Raw genomic sequence first — 16,907 nt, forward strand, 5'->3', positions numbered from 1 at the left:
GTATTCATTCTGTTTAACCTAAGAGTATTTTTGAGCTGACACTTAAAGGTTAAGTTTAACTGTATGATTTAATTTTTATTATTTGTTTTTATCGATTTTTATACTACGACTTATCGTTGGGACATAAAACAGTCTGATAAAGGTTATATGGATTTATTTTAACAAGGTATGAGGTTGTTCATCATTTACTGAATTACGTTCTGTTAACTTACTGTTTTAATTTGTATCATCACGTGTTACAAATTATCGCGATAAAACTCAGTGATCATCATCACAGTAAATTGAATGGTTATTCATAAAAAATGTCAGTTACGGGTGATGTTTTTGGTTGCCGCAGCGTTTTCATGCCACCCAAACCTGAGTTTTATAAATCATACAACTTATAAGAATTAGGGAAGTCACAATGAAAACTAAAATAGCATTAGCAGTGTCTATGGCACTGTTATCGTCGGCGGCAAATGCACAAACCGTATTATCACCTACGGGTGAAACCTTGCAGTTAGATATTCCAAGTGAATTACAAGTCATTTCATTACGCGGTAACGCTGCCGGAGCTGAGGTTAAGTTTGTACCTGAAGCAGATTTAGGTGAGGGTGAATATACTTATATCGTCCGTTTACGCGATAGTTCGGTTGCTAATTACCAAGGAACTATTCCAGGATTAAAAGCGACTAGTTCACAAAGAGTGCAGGTAAACGGTACTTCAAAAGTTGCTGTGAACGGTAAACTTGATGCTTCTAAAGCTGAAGTCAAAAGTTATGTTAGTTATTTGAAAGTAAAACAGAACCGATTTTTAGCTAACGCGAGTGCGGCTATTGGCACCAATCTGCAACCATTAACGACATATCAGTATGCGTTAAACGGTATGGCGGTTCGCATGACTCAAGCTCAAGCGAAGAAAATGGCTGAGTTACCTGAGGTTGCGTTTGTTGAGCGCGAGCGCATGGAGCAAATGGAAACCGACGTCAGTCAAGCGCTTATCGGTTCTCCTAATGTATGGGATGGCAGCGCGACGGGCACGAAAGCCATGGGGGAAGGCGTGATAGTCGGTATTATCGACTCAGGTATTAACTCAGATCATGCTTCTTTCGCTGATGTTGGCCAAGATGGCTATGACCACACAAACCCATTAGGTCAAGGCATCTATATTGGTGATTGTAGAACTGATTTCGCGAGCATGTGTAATGACAAGTTGATTGGAGTTCGCAGTTACTCTGAGATAACAAATAACTACGACGATGCAAAAGTGTTTGGTGACACCCCTCCAGCTAAAAATGGTGAGGATTACGGTGGGCATGGTACTCACGTTGCGAGTACCGCAGCAGGTAACATCCTAGTGAATGTGCCTTATGTGCAAGGTGAAACAGGTAAGTTAGAAAGCGATGGCATTGCGACAGGCCTTGAATTTAAACAAATCTCAGGTGTTGCACCACATGCAAACATCATAGCTTATCAAATTTGTAATCCGGGTAATGCGGGCGACACTTATTCTGGCTGCCCGACCGCACCGATTTTAAAAGCCTTAGATGATGCGATTAAAGATGGCGTCGATGTGCTTAACTTTTCTATCAGTGGCGGTGGAAACCCGTGGAATAGTGCGACGGAACAAGGCTTTTTAGCCGCGCGTAATGCAGGGATTTTTGCTGCAGTGGCTGCGGGTAACACTCGTGCCGCGACAAGCACGAGCCCTGCGATTAATCAAACACCTTACTCTACGCCTAAAAATGCACCTTGGTATACTTCGGTCGCTAACTCGACTCATAACCGTGACATAGTACGCGCCGTGGAATTTAATGGTAAAAACTATCATTACACTGCTGGTTCTGGTCCGGTTCAAACTGAAGTGCTCAAAGGTGTGCCCCTTTATGCTGGCGCAATTGATGCGACCAATTTTGAAGCCTGTAAACCGTTCCCTGCCGATGCCTTTAAAGACAAGATCGCCGTTTTAAGACGCGGTGTTTGTTCATTCGATATCAAAGTGGCCGCAGCAATGGAAGCTGGCGCTAAGGGTGTGATTGTTTTCAATAGAGATGGTGAAAATAATGCGCGTCTGACTATGTCGGGGCTGGATAAATTGAATATTCCAGCGGTATTTATTGGTGATATTGATGGCTTAGAATTGATTGCTGCTATGGCGGCAAATCCTGCTCTTGAAATCACGCTGTCTCCAACCCCTAAAGTTGCCAGTAAAGAAGCGGATGTTTTATCTACCAGTTCATTGATTGGACCTAATCTGACTAACGATGTACTCGTACCCTATGTCGCTGCACCGGGCAGTGACATCTACGCAGCTTATTCCGACCAACAGTTTGGCCATGATGAAACAGGTACAGATCCTGCTGATTTCACTTTGATGTCAGGTACTTCAATGGCGAGTCCTCACGTTGCCGGTGCTGGTGCGTTACTTAAATCGCTGCATAAGGATTGGACGCCAGACAACATTCGTTCTGCGCTAATGATGACGTCAACGACAGCCCAAGCCATGAAAAAAGCCGATGGTAAAACCGTTGCTGATCCGTTTGACGTAGGAGCCGGTCGTATTCGTGTTGATTTAGCGGCAAAAACGGGCTTAGTGATGGATGAAAGTGCCTTAAACTACGAGATTGCTAATCCTTCGACAGGTGGTGATCCACGTAAGCTAAACATTCCAAGCATGGCTGATTCACGTTGTATTGATACTTGTACTTGGACACGTATTGTTACTGCAACGGCTGATGGTAGCTGGACTGCAAAAGGCGTTTCCGCAACGGATAAATTCGCGTTAACTGTGACGCCAGAAAGCTTTAATCTCAAAAAAGGTGAAAGCCAAACGATTACAGTGACTGCGGATGTGACTGACGTCGGTGCAAGTTGGGGCTTTGGTAACTTAGTATTAACGTCCGATACTTTCCCAACGGCTAATATGCCGATCGTAGCTAAGATAGCTAAACGCGATTTACCTGCTTTGGTTAATGTTTCAGCCTCACGTGATGCAGATGAACGTAATTTGGCGCACTTGAAAGCGATTGATCTACCGGGTGTTGCGGCGACAGTGACTGCACTTAAATTAAGCGCTACTTATGAATCAAGTGTGAAACAGGATTCAAATACCGATAGTGCATTTGATGATTTGGCCGATGGCGTAAAAGTATTTAGCTTTAATGTTGAAGATAAAGCTTTATATTTCAATGCATCAATCGGTAATACAACCTCTCCTGACTTAGACATGTTTGTGATACTCGATAAGAAAGACGGTAGCAAGCTTTCTATCGCGGCATCTTCTGCGTTTGGCGGTTCAAAGGAAAGTGTATCCATTAAGAACCCAGTGAAGGGTGAGTATATTGTCGTTGTACAAAACTATCAGGCATCTGCAGCCGATGCGGATGATGCCTTTAGTTTGAAACAAGTAACCTTATATGATGAAGCGGGTGATAACTTAACTGCAAATCTTACGGGTGATCATAAAGATTTCAATGTCAACTTAGCATGGAAACAAGCGATGCTAGTGGGAGATGCTGGCATAGCTATGCTGACGCTGACCACCACTGATGACAAAGTCGCACCTGTTAAAATTCCGGTCGTATTTGAGCGCGTTAGTGATGACGTATTACCTCCTCTAGGCAGTACTGTTTCTGGTGAATTAACACCTGGCACCGCTAAAGTGATGAAGACACGTATTGAAGCGAACAAAACGCAAGAAACCCGTGTTTACACCCTAGAGGCGTTATTACCTGAAGGTCATGAAGTGGCTAATATTAGCCATCAAGGTGCGCAAGTGGGCAATAAGATCACTTGGACTATCGAAATGGCCTCTGCTGCTGCGGCATTAGATGTCACCTTTGACTTAGTGCCACGTAAGGCGAGTCAAGGCAACATAGTGGCATTGACCAACAAAGTGAATAACGACTCGGCTGAAATCTTGAAGCAGGAGTATCAATTTGATGTTCCAGAAGTGGCGCCAGTAGCTGTGATTGAAGCTCCTGCCACTGTCCAAGAAGGTAAACCTTTGTTCATCGATGCGAGTAAGTCGTCGGATGCCAACAATGATCCTTTGACCTACAAATGGACTCAGTTAGGAGGCACCAGCTTTAACTTTGACGCTAATGCGGCCAAGCTTAATCTCGTCGCACCAAACGTGAGTGGCTCTGCTCAGACTGTTTCATTCCAACTGACAGTGTCTGATAACCACGGTAATAAAGATTCAAGTGTTGTGTCTGTATCTGTGACTGAAACACCAGCCAAGAAAGATGATGGTGGTGCCTTAAGTTGGTTAAGCTTGTTGTTGCTACCTTTTGCTTTTGGTCGTCGTAAACAAGGCTAAACCCTCAGAGTAAAATCGGAAGGTTTAATGGTAAGAGAGGAGGGCTGATATTGATATCAGCCCTTTTTGCATTTGCTGGTTTGTGTTAGCGATTTGACATTAAAAAATCGACAAAGGCGCGGTCTGCTTGGCTGACGGGGCGCTGCTTTTTCCATGCAATATGGAGGTTTAAAAATACCGGTGGATCGAAGGGTTTGGCTAAAATGTCATCTTTTGAGCTTATCGCCATCTCAAGTACACTGGTGATCCCAAATCCTTGGGAAACAATCTGTTTAATCAGATTAATCAAATTGGTCTCGAAGGCAATATTGGGCTTTTTGCCTAATTCTTTGGCTTGAGAGAGTATCCACTCACGGTGGAAATAACCTGTTTTGAACATCACTAATTCATGGTCGAAAAAGTCATGTAGACTCACAGCGCTATGTTCCGCTAAAGGGTGTTCGGCACCCATGGCGATCACCATTTGCTCACGGATCAACAGCTGACTATCAAATTCGGGCTGTAGGTCTTGGGCGGTAATGATCGCAATATCCACTTCTTCCTGTTGCAACATGCGCAGTGCATCCCGCGTCCCGCCTTCAAACAGTGATAGTTTCAACTCGGGGTACTTATGCCGAAAAGCCATTAAGCGCGAGGGGAGATAGAAAGAACCCAGCATGCCCGGCACGGCAATGCGGACCTCTCCCGAGGTGAGATTGGCCATGGCGCGGATTTGCGCTTCGGCCTGCTTAACTTGTTTTAGGATCAAAGTGGCGTGTTGATGCAGGACTATACCTTCGGCCGTGAGTGTGAGCAGTTTATCATTCTTGTTGCTCGTACGATTGACTAAGGTGACGCCGAGTGCGACCTCTAAGCGCTTGATACTTTGGCTTAACGCGGGCTGAGCCATATTCAGTTTCTTGGCTGCGGCGGTAAAGCTGCCGGTATTGGCAAGGGCATCTAAATGTTTGAGTTGGCGAATATCCATTAATCGGGCTCGTACTATTTTATTAGTGGCAAGAAGTGTACTTTTGGTGCGCTATTTCTATAACAAAAATCAATGATTACGATAGATATTATCTATTATTGTTATGTTATGCCCAGTGATAACCTTTGTCTATCCTATGAGTGCTACTTAGTTGAGGCTCCCGTGCAAGCCGTATTAGATACTATGATTGACAATAAACAGCGTGACACCCGATTGATGTGGGCGCTCTGCGTCGCTTCAGTGGTGGTCTATATCAACTTGTATTTAATGCAAGGCATGTTGCCGCTGATTGCGGAACATTTTGCGGTATCAGGCTCTAAAGCAACCTTGATCCTGTCGGTGACCAGTTTTTCCTTAGCCTTTTCATTGCTCTTGTATGCGGTACTGTCAGATCGTATCGGTCGACACACTCCAATTATTGTCAGCTTGTGGTTATTGGCATTGTCTAACTTACTATTAATTTGGGCACCGGATTTTAATGGGTTAGTGCTAGTGCGATTGCTACAAGGTGTATTACTCGCTGCCGTACCTGCGATTGCCATGGCGTACTTTAAGGAGCAATTATCACCAAGCACTATGCTGAAAGCCGCAGGCATTTATATCATGGCGAACAGTATTGGCGGGATTGTTGGACGTCTGCTCGGTGGTTTAATGTCGCAGTTTTTATCTTGGCAAGAATCTATGTGGTTGCTGTTTCTAGTGACGTTAGCGGGGGTGGCTTTAGTGAACTATTTGCTGCCTTCACTTGCCGATGCGCAGTCGATGTCCCCCAGTAACACTGAGCCTTCCTTATCAAAACGCGTCCGTTTAGCGCAAGATCTTCATGGCTTTAGTCATCATCTCACCGATGCGCAAATGCGTTTGGTCTACGCGATTGGTGGCTTGACCTTTATGATGATGGTGAATCAATTTAGCTTTATTCAACTGCATTTGATGGCTCCACCCTATGAATGGAGTCGTTTCCAAGCCACCTTGATTTTTCTGTGTTATTCCAGCGGGACTGTCGCTTCGTATTTTACTGCAAAGTGGCTCGCCAAATTTGGTCAACATAAGTTGTATCAATGGTCTTGGTGCGTGATGTTACTCGGCAGTTTACTGACCCTGTTTGATACGACCTTAACCATTAGCTTAGGTTTTTTAATGACCGCCTGTGGGTTCTTCCTTACCCACAGTTGCTGTAATTCCTTTGTTGCAATGCGGGCCAGTCGTGATCGAGCTAAGGCGACGTCACTCTATTTATGTTGTTATTACTTAGGTGCTGCGATTGGCGGCCCTTATTTGATGATGTTTTGGCATGAGGCGCAGTGGCGAGGTGTGGTGATGGGGTCGTTAACCTTATTAGCCTTGATCGCCTTAGCTATCACCCGTTTGCATTACCATCAAACTCATGTCAAACGGGCGTTGGTCTAAAGCTTAAATATGCCTTTTAGTCATCGGAATTAATGTACTGTTTGCGGTCTAAATCGTATTTACGCATTTTGTCGTAGAGGGTTTTTCGGGGCAGTTCTAGCTGCTCCATGGTCTGCTTAATACTGCCCTTGTTGTGGCTAAGTGCTTCTTCAATCAGTACCCGTTCAAAAAACTCTACCCTTTGTAGCAGGGACATACTCGAGTGCAGGCTTGGAGTATTGCCTAACGTGCCAGCAAAGGCGGCTTCTCCGCCCAGCAGCACAAAGCGTTCGGCGAGATTACGTAACTCACGCACATTGCCTGGCCAGTCGTGGGAAGTCAGTATCGCGTTTTGCTCCGCATTTAAGGCAATAAGCGCTTTGTGATAGCGTGCCGATGCGACGCGGGCAAAGTGTAAAAAGAGTAACGGAATATCTTCACGGCGATCTCTCAGGGGAGGGATGGGCACAGTCACCAGATTTAAGCGATACAACAAGTCTTGGCGAAATTCCCCGGTGTCACACAAGCTCTTTAAATCTACTTTAGTGGCGGCGATTACCCGTATATCAAGGCTGATGCTTTTGTTTGACCCTAAGCGTTCAACCTTACGGTCTTCAAGTACCCGCAGCAGTTTTACTTGCAGCGACAGTGGCGTACTCTCAATTTCATCTAAAAATAACGTGCCACCATTGGCATATTCAAATTTGCCAATGCGCATCTTATCGACGCCAGTAAAGGCCCCCGCTTCGGCGCCAAAGAGTTCACTTTCAATTAAGTTTTCGGGGATTGCACCACAGTTGATGGCGACAAAGTTGGCTTGGCTGCGGCTGCTGTGGTCGTGTAAATAGCGGGCAACAAGTTCTTTACCTGTACCGGTTTCGCCTTCAATTAACACATCCGCAGGCGTATCTATCACTTGGGTTATGATGTGGCGCATACGGTTGATGCCGACACTGTTGCCCAAAATACGAGGGCCCGGTACGCTTTGGCTTTCGAGATCCTTTTTAAGCTTGCGGTTCTCTAAGGTTAGACTGCGTTTTTCTAAGGCGCGTTTAACCACATCGAGTATATGTTCGTTATTAAAGGGTTTTTCGAGAAAGTCGTAGGCGCCTTGTTTTAAGGCATTGACTGCCATGGCAATATCACCAAAACCAGTGAGTAGGACAACGGGGAGATCGGGATCTTGCAGACGGATTTGTTGCATTAAGCTGATGCCGTCTAATTGTGGCATGTTGACATCCGATATCACCATTCCCGCCCAATCTTTATGCAGCAACTTAGCGATACCTTTGGGTTCTGTGGTGGCGAGCGCCTTAATGCCCTCCAGTTCAAATAGTTGAACGAGAACTGTGCCTATGTGCGGCTCATCGTCGATGATGAGAACAGAATAATCTTGAATTGAATTGGGCACACTCATAAAACTAACGTTCCTCGAGCAAGTAAATAGGTAAAATTATCTGGAAAATAGCGCCACCCTCTTCGGCATTGGCAACGTTAATTTGGCCTTGCATGGATTCGATAATACGTTGTGAAATTGATAAGCCTAGCCCCAATCCGTGCCGTTCGTTGGTGGTAAAGTAGGGTTCGAAGATTTTCTCCATTTGGCTTTCACGCACACCAGGGCCCGAATCTTGGATGCTGATGCAAAACTTATCTTCACTGGTCACGCGGATAACCAATTGGCGTTTAACTGATTGTTGCATAGCGACAATGGCGTTGCTCATAATGTTGACAAACACTTGTTGTAATCTAACCTTATCGCCCCAAACCTGATAGTTGCCGTTGGGTAATTGTACATCGAGTTCAACACCCTGTTTATCAATTGCAGGTTGAACTATGGTCAGGGCTTGCTTGATACAGCGGCCAATATCGGTTGCGCTATCAGCGCCTTGGCTCTTGCGGGTGAAGCTTTTAAATTGCCCAACAATATCGGCTAATCTGTCGGTAAGTTCAATAATAATCTTGATATTATCCAGTGCCTTATCTTGCATATCACGGGCGAGAAAAGTTTGGGTATTTTGGGCATAGCTTCGAAGTGCCGCGAGTGGTTGATTGAGTTCATGGTTAATACTGGCGGATAAACTGCCTATCACTGTCAGTTTTGCCGCTTGGATCAGCTCATCTTGAGTATCTTTGAGTTGATTGTTGGCCTGCTGTAAGTCCTGAGTGCGTTCTTCAACTCGCTGTTCTAATAGGCTTTGCGCTAGTTGCATTCGGTGTAGATTGCGACGGCGCTCGGCGTTAAATAGGATGCTGAGTGCCAGCAAAAGATAAATACTGGCTGACAGTAACATCAGTGCGGGCAAAGAGGTCAGTAAAGGTTTGATTGGCGCTAAGATGTGTACTCGCCAGCCTGCTTTAGCCATTGATTGGTGGATGTCCATGTATTGTTCATGGTCTGTACCCGTTTGCAGTTGGTAAAGCATAGCTTGACTACCACTTTCATAGGGCGGCTTCATCAACAACTCTCCTATGGGACGTTCTGCATAGCGTTTTGAGGCATTAAGGGCATATTGCTTGGCTTGGGTAAGCGGGGTTAGTGACTTTAACCGCCATTCATCGATACTGGAAATAAAGACGATATCCTCAGGATCACTGATAAGGAACTGATACTGACCCGCAATCGCGATACTGGTACTTTGTTGCTCTATGTCGGCAATATTAACTTTGACTATGATGGCCCCAAGTATGCCTTTACCACCTTGTTGATAAATAGGGTAAGAGAAATAAAATCCGCGCTTATCTGAGCTGGTACCCACTGCGTAATAACGGCCTAGATTGCCCGAGATAGCATCTGTGTAATAGGGTCTAAAGGAGTAGTCCTTGCCAATAAAGGAAAAACTTTGTTGCCAGTTACTGGCGGCAATGGCGATACCTAAGGCATCGATCAGATAGATATCGGATGCTTCGGTGACATGCTGAATTTCTTCGAGATATAAATTAAGCTCTTGGACTTTATCAGGATTCTGCTGGTCGTTCAGGACATTGGCGAGCATTGGGTTAGTCGAGAGCACGTGGGGAATACTTTCGTAGCGCGATAGTGCACCATCGAGAAAACTGACTAATTCCTTTAGTTGTTTCTCCGATTGCTTTTGGATCTCGATTTTACCTTGATGCAAATGCACCCAGTAGGTCAGTTTGAGGGTTGCAAATAGGCCTGCAAGTAACACAACGGTCAGAAAGAGGCGTTTCTTGGCCTTAGGCGTCATGGGCAACATGGTGGTTATCCTGATAAAGCAACGGGATCAATAACTGATACTGCGCATAATAAAACAAAGCGAGCCTGACTAGGCTCGCTTAAAATCTATCTGTAATCAAGGGGTAATCTCACAACCTTGAATTGCAGACTAATATCCACGCATCGAATCCAACCATTCAGGTAAGAAGAGTGAAATCTGTGGTACGTAAGTAATCAGGGCTAAGAAGGCTAGCATCACGAGTAACCAAGGTAGAACCGACTGAATCACCCAACCAATACTGCGTCCCGTGATCCCAGCGGTGACAAAGAGATTGAGTCCCACCGGCGGCGTTAGCATACCGATCTCCATGTTCACGACCATTATGATACCTAAGTGGATAGGATCTATGCCTAATTGCGTTGCAATAGGGAACAGAATTGGCGCCATAATGAGTACAATCGCCGATGGCTCCATAAAGTTACCGGCAGCAAGCAACAGTAAGTTAACGATGATCAGGAATCCCCAGGCGGGTAAACCCATGCTAACAATATACTCAGCAATAATGTGAGGGATACGTTCTGTGGTTAATACATGCGCAAATAGCATAGCGTTAGCTATGATAAACAGCAGCATGATACTGACCTTGGCACCATCGCGCACAACATGACGTATGTCTTTGTCGATAGGCGTTTTAATCAGTCCTAAGAACATATGGCCTAAGTTACGCGCAGTTGCTTTGGCTAAGTTTTCACCTTGATTACGCCATGCCACGTCTTTTAATGGCCCGATATCACGGTAGCCAAATACTGCAATAAGGTAAGCATATACACAAGCCACAGCTGATGCTTCGGTTGGGCTCGCAACGCCACCATAGATAGAGCCTAATACGATAAAGATGAGTGCTAATCCACCCATTGCCTTGGCACTTGAAATCCCCAGTTGTTTAACGCCAGGAAAAGGACGTGAGGGCAAGTTTTTAAAGCGGGCAACGATATAAATGACGATCATCAATATAAATCCCATCATTAAACCTGGGATTAAGCCTGCCATAAACATTTTTGCAGCCGATACTTCCGTTGCTGCGGCATACACTAACATGACGATTGAAGGTGGGATCAAAATCCCGAGAGTGCCAGAGGTCGTGATCACGCCTGCAGCAAATTTTTCGGGATAACCTGCTTTTACCATGCCGACTATGACGATAGAACCAATTGCCGCAACAGTCGCAGGAGATGATCCAGAAACCGCAGCAAACAGCATACACGCCATAACGGATGCCATCGCTAATCCACCACGGACATGTCCAATACTGTCCATGGCAAAATCGATAATCCGTCTAGCAACACCACCCGTTGATAGGAAGGCGGATGACAGAATAAAGAAGGGGATAGCGAGTAAAGTGTAATGCTCTGATGAAGACTCATACAGCTTGAGTGCAACTGAGGCTAAGGAATCATTCGAGAACAATAAAATCGTCAGCATGCTGGAAAAACCTAATGCAATAGCGATAGGCATACCGAGAAACATACATACGAATAGGGCGGTAAATAGGGTTGCAATAGCCATTATTTAGCCTCCTTTTGGTCAGAGACTGGATCTACTTTAGCGTTTTTAGCGCTCTCATCGATTAAATGCATACTTTCTTTCGCTTCATCGGCAAATTGGAAGCCTGAGACTTGGTCACGCAGAATGGCGATAAAGAGTTCGACGAAACGCCAAGTCAACATAAAAAAGCCAATGATTAAAATACTTTGAGATAACCAAATCGGTATTGCGCCATCTTCAATATCTATTTTTAAAGTGTTCCAAGCAAAATCTGGATCAAGGCTTTTTAATATAAATTGTGGGAAATGAATGTCTTCCATAGGCAAACCGATTTGATACATCTGGCTTAAGTAATCCCAACTGCCTTTTAAAAAGAGTCCGCAGTAGACGATACAAACAAAGGCAGTAATAAGAGATACTATCTTTTTAGCCTTTGGCGCTAAATTTTTAACAAACGCATCGACACCAATATGGGCACCGACTTTAACCCCATAGGACATACCAAATAACACAAACCAACCGCAAAAGGTTAATGTAAGTTCTTGGATCCAAAGAAAACCCGTGTTGAAGAAGAAGCGGGCGACGACTTCTGAAAACACTAACAGCGTCATCAGAGTGATCAATAAATTGAGCACACCTTCTTCAATATAACCAAATATTCGCGATATCACAGCCATAATCCCCTCGCTGAAATGGCCGCCTAAGCTCGGTTGAGCTTAAGCGGCTATCATCATTATTATTTATTTGCAGCAACAGCAGCATCAATCACATCTTTACCGATTTGATCTTCAAACTTAGCCCAAACAGGTTTCATTACCTCAACCCATTTTTGACGTTCAGCAGGAGACAGAGTTACTAACTGTGAACGTTTAGAATCAAGGATTAACTGTTTGTCTTCATTGTCTTTTTCAGCGGCAATCTTGTTACCTAATGCGATAGATTCGTCTAAAGCTTCTTTGATGATCTTACGTTTGTCAGCAGGTAGACCTTTCCAGAAAGTGTCAGAGGTCACGACCATATAGTCGAGAACACCGTGATTACTTTCAGTGATTTGGCTTTGCACTTCATAGAACTTTTGTGAATAAGTATTTGACCAAGTGTTTTCTTGACCATCGATAGCGCGGGTTTGAAGTAGGGTAAATACTTCAGAGAAAGGTTTTTTCACAGGGATTGCACCAACAGCATCAAACTGGGCTGCTAGAACATCAGATGCCATAACGCGGAATTTCAAGCCTTTTGCATCAGCAGGATTTTTAAGTGGTGTGTTAGATGAGAACTGTTTCATACCATTGTGTAAATAACCCAGACCGACAATCCCTTTACGGCTCATGGAGTTCAGTAATGTTTGACCAGCTTCACCTTGTTGGAAACGGTTCACGGCATCCATATCATTGAATAGGAAAGGTAAATCGAATATTTGTAGACGTTTAGTGTAACGCTCAAACTTTGAGAGTGAAGGCGCGACAAATTGTACGTCGTTTAACAGCAGTGCCGCTAGTTCGTTGTTATCCCCAAATAACTGTGAGCTAGGAAATACACTGACTTTGTATTCACCTGGTAAACGTTGTTCAACGAGTTCTTTAAATTTAAGTGCCATTTGGCCTTTAGGTGTGTTTTCTGCCACTACGTGTGAAAACTTAATTTCAATCGGTTCTGCAAATACGTTAAAACTGGTCGCAAATACGGAGGCAACAGCGAGCATTTTGACTAAGGTTTTGAGTGGACGGGTCAATCCAGTTTGTTGATTCAATATCATCTTGAGTTCCTTTTTCTGTTGTTAGGATTTGTCCTCAGTCTTGGTTAGTTTGTTACCAAGTTTGAGTAGGAATACAGCCTTGATTTCCCTGAGGTCTGTCTTACTAAAGGCAAATACCACGCCAACTTACACTAGCTTCTGTAAGTGTTTGGTTACTAAAGTGTAGTTCATTTGATGTTTGTCACACTTTTAGTTTGGTGGGTGAGATCTCGCTCACAGTGATTTTGTGTTTGGGTGGAAACCCACCCATAGAGAAGATCCACCCCAAATTGACGGTTTTTATAGTTGCAGAAAAATTAAACAAACTTAGTTATTTTCAGATCAAAAAAAGCCGTAAAAGTATGCGATATAACGACAAATATTGTGGTGAGCTGCTTTAGGAGAAGAAGTGTAGGTGAGATGTGAAGTCTAGGGAGGTTAAGTCGATAGCTATCGTAGTCAAACAAGACACAATTCATTTGATGCTGTTAGTCATCCTCTAAAAGAATACGTTTAAGGATAGCATCGCTAGGTAACAAGGCTAAATGGCCTTGTTCATCAAAGTACCAACCGGTAATAAAGCCTTTTTGGCGCATGCTGACGAGATTATGCATGACTTCCCGCGCTTCTTTTAGAGCCGTTTGCTCATCGCAGGCGTGGGTATGCTTTAAATAAGTGGCGATATTGGCAAGAGAAGCGGATTGACTGACGCTGGCCATAATGTTGATCTCCAAAAATGCTAAAGCAGAATGAAATCAGGCTGAGTGTCGATAGTGCTTAGTATTTAACGAAATATAAAATGCCGAATAGCATAACTTATCACTCGCTGATTGAGATCAAGCATAGTTGAGTAAGCGCGTGGGTAAAGTTTATTGTGGGAGATTTATGGTGGTCGCTACTGGGCTCGAACCAGTGACCCCCTCCTTGTAAGGGAGGTGCTCTCCCAGCTGAGCTAAGCGACCTGGGATATAACATGTGTGTTGCAGAATATGGTGGTCGCTACTGGGCTCGAACCAGTGACCCCCTCCTTGTAAGGGAGGTGCTCTCCCAGCTGAGCTAAGCGACCTGGGATATAACATGTGTATTGCAGAATGTGGTGGTCGCTACTGGGCTCGAACCAGTGACCCCCTCCTTGTAAGGGAGGTGCTCTCCCAGCTGAGCTAAGCGACCTGGGCATTCTTAAACTACACAATTTTTAAGTCATTCTTCACTAAAGAATGGTGGTCGCTACTGGGCTCGAACCAGTGACCCCCTCCTTGTAAGGGAGGTGCTCTCCCAGCTGAGCTAAGCGACCTGGGAATGACTTTTACACATTAATACATCAAGTTATATGGTGGTCGCTACTGGGCTCGAACCAGTGACCCCCTCCTTGTAAGGGAGGTGCTCTCCCAGCTGAGCTAAGCGACCTGGGATATAACGTTTTGTATGCCATAATTTCTTTGTAGAAAATATGGTGGTCGATACTGGGCTCGAACCAGTGACCCCCTCCTTGTAAGGGAGGTGCTCTCCCAGCTGAGCTAATCGACCTCGCTGTGTGGAGCCGTATTATAGGGAGGTTCGATCTAGTGTCAACGCTTTTTAGTGAAAAAAGCATTGGTCGCGCTATTTTTGTCCATATTGGCTTAATGCTAATCACGCCGCCGATCAAAGTGTTATTTAATTCGCCAGTCAATGGTACGTAATTTGGACGCTCGCGATTAAATACGAGTTGAACTCATCCCATTCACCTGACTTTTTTGTGGTAAAAGTGCTGAGGAAGTGAGTGATTTATAAAAATTAGCGCACTAACAGCATGAGTGCATTGATAGTGTATAGATGCGCGTGTTCGATGGCGCAGATATTTATAGTCGAAGGAATATAGGTGTAGAGATTTAGGGGTTGGAATATAAAGCCTGAAAAATCTTCTCAAGTGTTAGCATTCATCAATGGTGGTGATAGCAATAGTGCCACCTTTATATATCGCTTTATATTGGCTTCCCTATAAAAGGGAGGGATTCGCGACACGATTTAACCAGATAAGTGATACTGTGAAGCTTGTCCCATTTGCAGCGCCTGCTTTGACTGTTAGAATAAGCCCACTTTTTTTATCGTGATTGTCTTTATCTAGACGACTTTATATAGGTTAGTGTCCCATTATGACAACTAAGACGCGTTTTGCCCCTAGTCCTACCGGTTTCTTGCATGTTGGTGGTGCCCGTACTGCACTTTATTCTTGGTTACAAGCCCGTGCCAATAACGGTGAGTTTGTATTACGTATTGAAGACACTGATATTGAGCGTTCGACTCAAGCCGCTTGCGATGCGATTTTAGAAGGCATGAACTGGCTAGGTTTGACATGGGACGAGGGCCCATATTACCAAACTAAGCGTTTTGACCGTTATAACGAAATCATTGCTCAAATGTTAGAAAAGGGCACAGCGTATAAATGTTACTGTTCACGTGAGCGAATCGATGCCTTAAGAGAATCACAGGCCGCTAACGGTGAAGCACAAAAGTATGATGGTTGCTGTCGCGACTTACCCGCTCGCGAGACTGATGAACCATTTGTGGTGCGTTTTAAAAATCCAATCGGTGGTTCAGTGGTATTTGATGACCATGTTCGTGGTCGGATTGAATTTTCTAACGATGCATTAGATGACTTGATCATCGCCCGTACCGACGGCGTACCAACCTATAACTTCTGTGTGGTGGTTGATGATTGGGATATGGGGATCACTTGTGTGGTGCGTGGTGAAGATCATATCAACAATACCCCGCGTCAAATCAACATTCTTAAAGCATTAGGGGCGCCGATCCCAGAATATGCACACGTATCTATGATTCTAGGTGATGACGGCGCTAAGTTGTCTAAGCGCCATGGCGCTGTTAGCGTAATGCAGTACCGTGACGATGGCTATTTACCAGAAGCACTGCTGAACTATTTAGTGCGTTTAGGTTGGTCACATGGCGACCAAGAGATTTTCTCATTAGAAGAAATGAAGCAATTCTTTAAGTTGAGTGACATCAACAAAGCCGCTTCTGCTTTTAATACCGATAAACTGGTGTGGTTGAACCAACACTATATAAAGAGCCTAGATCCAGAATATGTGGCAACACACTTACAATGGCACATGGACGATCAAAAAATTGATCTGTCAAATGGCCCAGCATTAGCTGAAGTGGTCACTGCATTAGCTGAGCGCGCTAAGACTCTAAAAGAGTTAGCTGCATCTAGCCGCTATTTCTATGAAGATTTTGCTGAGTTTGATGAAGCACAGGCGAAAAAGCATTTACGCGGTGTTGCGTTAGAGCCATTGCAACTGGTGCAACAGAAATTATCGGCATTAACTGAGTGGACAGCTGAAGCTATTCATCAGGCAATTGAAGATACTGCGACTGAATTAGATGTGGGTATGGGTAAGGTCGGTATGCCTTTACGTGTTGCAGTAACAGGGGCTGGGCAGTCTCCAGGCTTAGATATCACACTATTTTTAATTGGAAGAAGCCGTTCTGAGCAAAGAATATCCAAAGCGATTGAATTTGTAGCAGATAGAATAAATTCCTAAAAAAACGAGTTGACACTTTTAGGTGCGCTGCATAGAATGCGCCACGCAGTTGAGACACAGTCGAGCAAATGCTTGCAGTGCACTTAAATGTAGTTAGATAAGTTTGGGGTTATAGCTCAGCTGGGAGAGCGCTTGCATGGCATGCAAGAGGTCCACGGTTCGATCCCGTGTAGCTCCACCAAACTTACTTACCGTAGATGTTAAACGGGAATCTTTTCTAGCGAAAAGCTCAAATTAATATGTCCGG

10 protein-coding genes and 7 tRNA genes are annotated in these 16,907 nt (G+C 44.5%); 4 read left to right on the forward strand and 13 right to left on the reverse strand.

Annotated features, from left to right (window positions below; genetic code table 11):
- Positions 1–403 precede the first annotated feature (403 nt).
- Positions 404–4,300, forward strand: a complete 3,897-nt coding sequence (locus RA178_RS07865; protein WP_306685084.1) for a S8 family serine peptidase — start codon at positions 404–406, stop codon at positions 4,298–4,300.
- An 85-nt stretch (positions 4,301–4,385) separates the two neighbouring features.
- Here RA178_RS07865 and RA178_RS07870 read toward each other — a convergent pair whose 3' ends face one another.
- The gene (locus RA178_RS07870; RefSeq protein ID WP_028761094.1) at positions 4,386–5,267 is read right to left on the reverse strand and encodes a LysR family transcriptional regulator; all 882 of its coding nucleotides are present in this window, start codon (positions 5,265–5,267) and stop codon (positions 4,386–4,388) included.
- A gap of 162 nt (positions 5,268–5,429) precedes the next feature.
- Between RA178_RS07870 and RA178_RS07875 the strand changes: the two genes are divergently transcribed.
- The gene (locus tag RA178_RS07875) at positions 5,430–6,677 is read left to right on the forward strand and encodes an MFS transporter (protein WP_306685085.1); all 1,248 of its coding nucleotides are present in this window, start codon (positions 5,430–5,432) and stop codon (positions 6,675–6,677) included.
- 16 nt (positions 6,678–6,693) lie between these two features.
- Here the strand turns inward: RA178_RS07875 and RA178_RS07880 are convergent, their stop codons facing one another.
- From RA178_RS07880 to RA178_RS07935, 12 genes are all read right to left on the reverse strand, one after another.
- Positions 6,694–8,073, reverse strand: a complete 1,380-nt coding sequence (locus RA178_RS07880) for a sigma-54-dependent transcriptional regulator (RefSeq protein WP_173497699.1) — start codon at positions 8,071–8,073, stop codon at positions 6,694–6,696.
- A 4-nt stretch (positions 8,074–8,077) separates the two neighbouring features.
- Positions 8,078–9,874 (reverse strand): sensor histidine kinase, encoded by a 1,797-nt coding sequence (locus tag RA178_RS07885; RefSeq protein ID WP_028761091.1) that lies wholly within the window; start codon positions 9,872–9,874, stop codon positions 8,078–8,080.
- A 129-nt stretch (positions 9,875–10,003) separates the two neighbouring features.
- Positions 10,004–11,401 carry a TRAP transporter large permease gene (locus tag RA178_RS07890; protein ID WP_028761090.1) on the reverse strand — a complete coding sequence of 466 codons (1,398 nt, stop codon included), beginning with the start codon at positions 11,399–11,401 and terminating at the stop codon, positions 10,004–10,006.
- Positions 11,401–12,057, reverse strand: coding sequence for a TRAP transporter small permease (locus RA178_RS07895; protein WP_173497702.1), 657 nt, complete (start codon positions 12,055–12,057; stop codon positions 11,401–11,403). The genes RA178_RS07890 and RA178_RS07895 overlap by 1 nt, the downstream gene beginning before the upstream one ends.
- A 59-nt stretch (positions 12,058–12,116) precedes the next feature.
- Positions 12,117–13,136, reverse strand: coding sequence for a TRAP transporter substrate-binding protein (locus RA178_RS07900; RefSeq protein ID WP_113941003.1), 1,020 nt, complete (start codon positions 13,134–13,136; stop codon positions 12,117–12,119).
- 467 nt (positions 13,137–13,603) lie between these two features.
- Positions 13,604–13,834: a hypothetical protein gene (locus RA178_RS07905; protein WP_105252063.1), complete on the reverse strand. Its 231-nt coding sequence runs from the start codon at positions 13,832–13,834 to the stop codon at positions 13,604–13,606.
- A 167-nt stretch (positions 13,835–14,001) separates the two neighbouring features.
- Positions 14,002–14,077 (reverse strand) — tRNA-Val (locus RA178_RS07910).
- Between the two features lie 28 nt (positions 14,078–14,105).
- A tRNA-Val gene (locus RA178_RS07915) sits at positions 14,106–14,181 on the reverse strand.
- A 28-nt stretch (positions 14,182–14,209) separates the two neighbouring features.
- A tRNA-Val gene (locus tag RA178_RS07920) sits at positions 14,210–14,285 on the reverse strand.
- A gap of 48 nt (positions 14,286–14,333) precedes the next feature.
- Positions 14,334–14,409, reverse strand: a tRNA-Val gene (locus RA178_RS07925).
- Positions 14,410–14,446: 37 nt separating this feature from the next.
- Positions 14,447–14,522 (reverse strand) — tRNA-Val (locus tag RA178_RS07930).
- A 44-nt stretch (positions 14,523–14,566) separates the two neighbouring features.
- Positions 14,567–14,642, reverse strand: a tRNA-Val gene (locus RA178_RS07935).
- A 608-nt stretch (positions 14,643–15,250) separates the two neighbouring features.
- On the opposite strand from RA178_RS07935, the gene gltX reads away from it, so the two are divergent.
- Entirely contained in the window at positions 15,251–16,660 is a 1,410-nt protein-coding gene (gene gltX, locus RA178_RS07940; RefSeq protein ID WP_105252064.1) for a glutamate--tRNA ligase, read from the forward strand.
- Between the two features lie 105 nt (positions 16,661–16,765).
- Positions 16,766–16,841 (forward strand) — tRNA-Ala (locus RA178_RS07945).
- Positions 16,842–16,907: the final 66 nt, after the last annotated feature.

This window comes from Shewanella oncorhynchi, from assembly GCF_030848765.1.
Classification (GTDB): Bacteria; Pseudomonadota; Gammaproteobacteria; order Enterobacterales; family Shewanellaceae; genus Shewanella; species Shewanella oncorhynchi.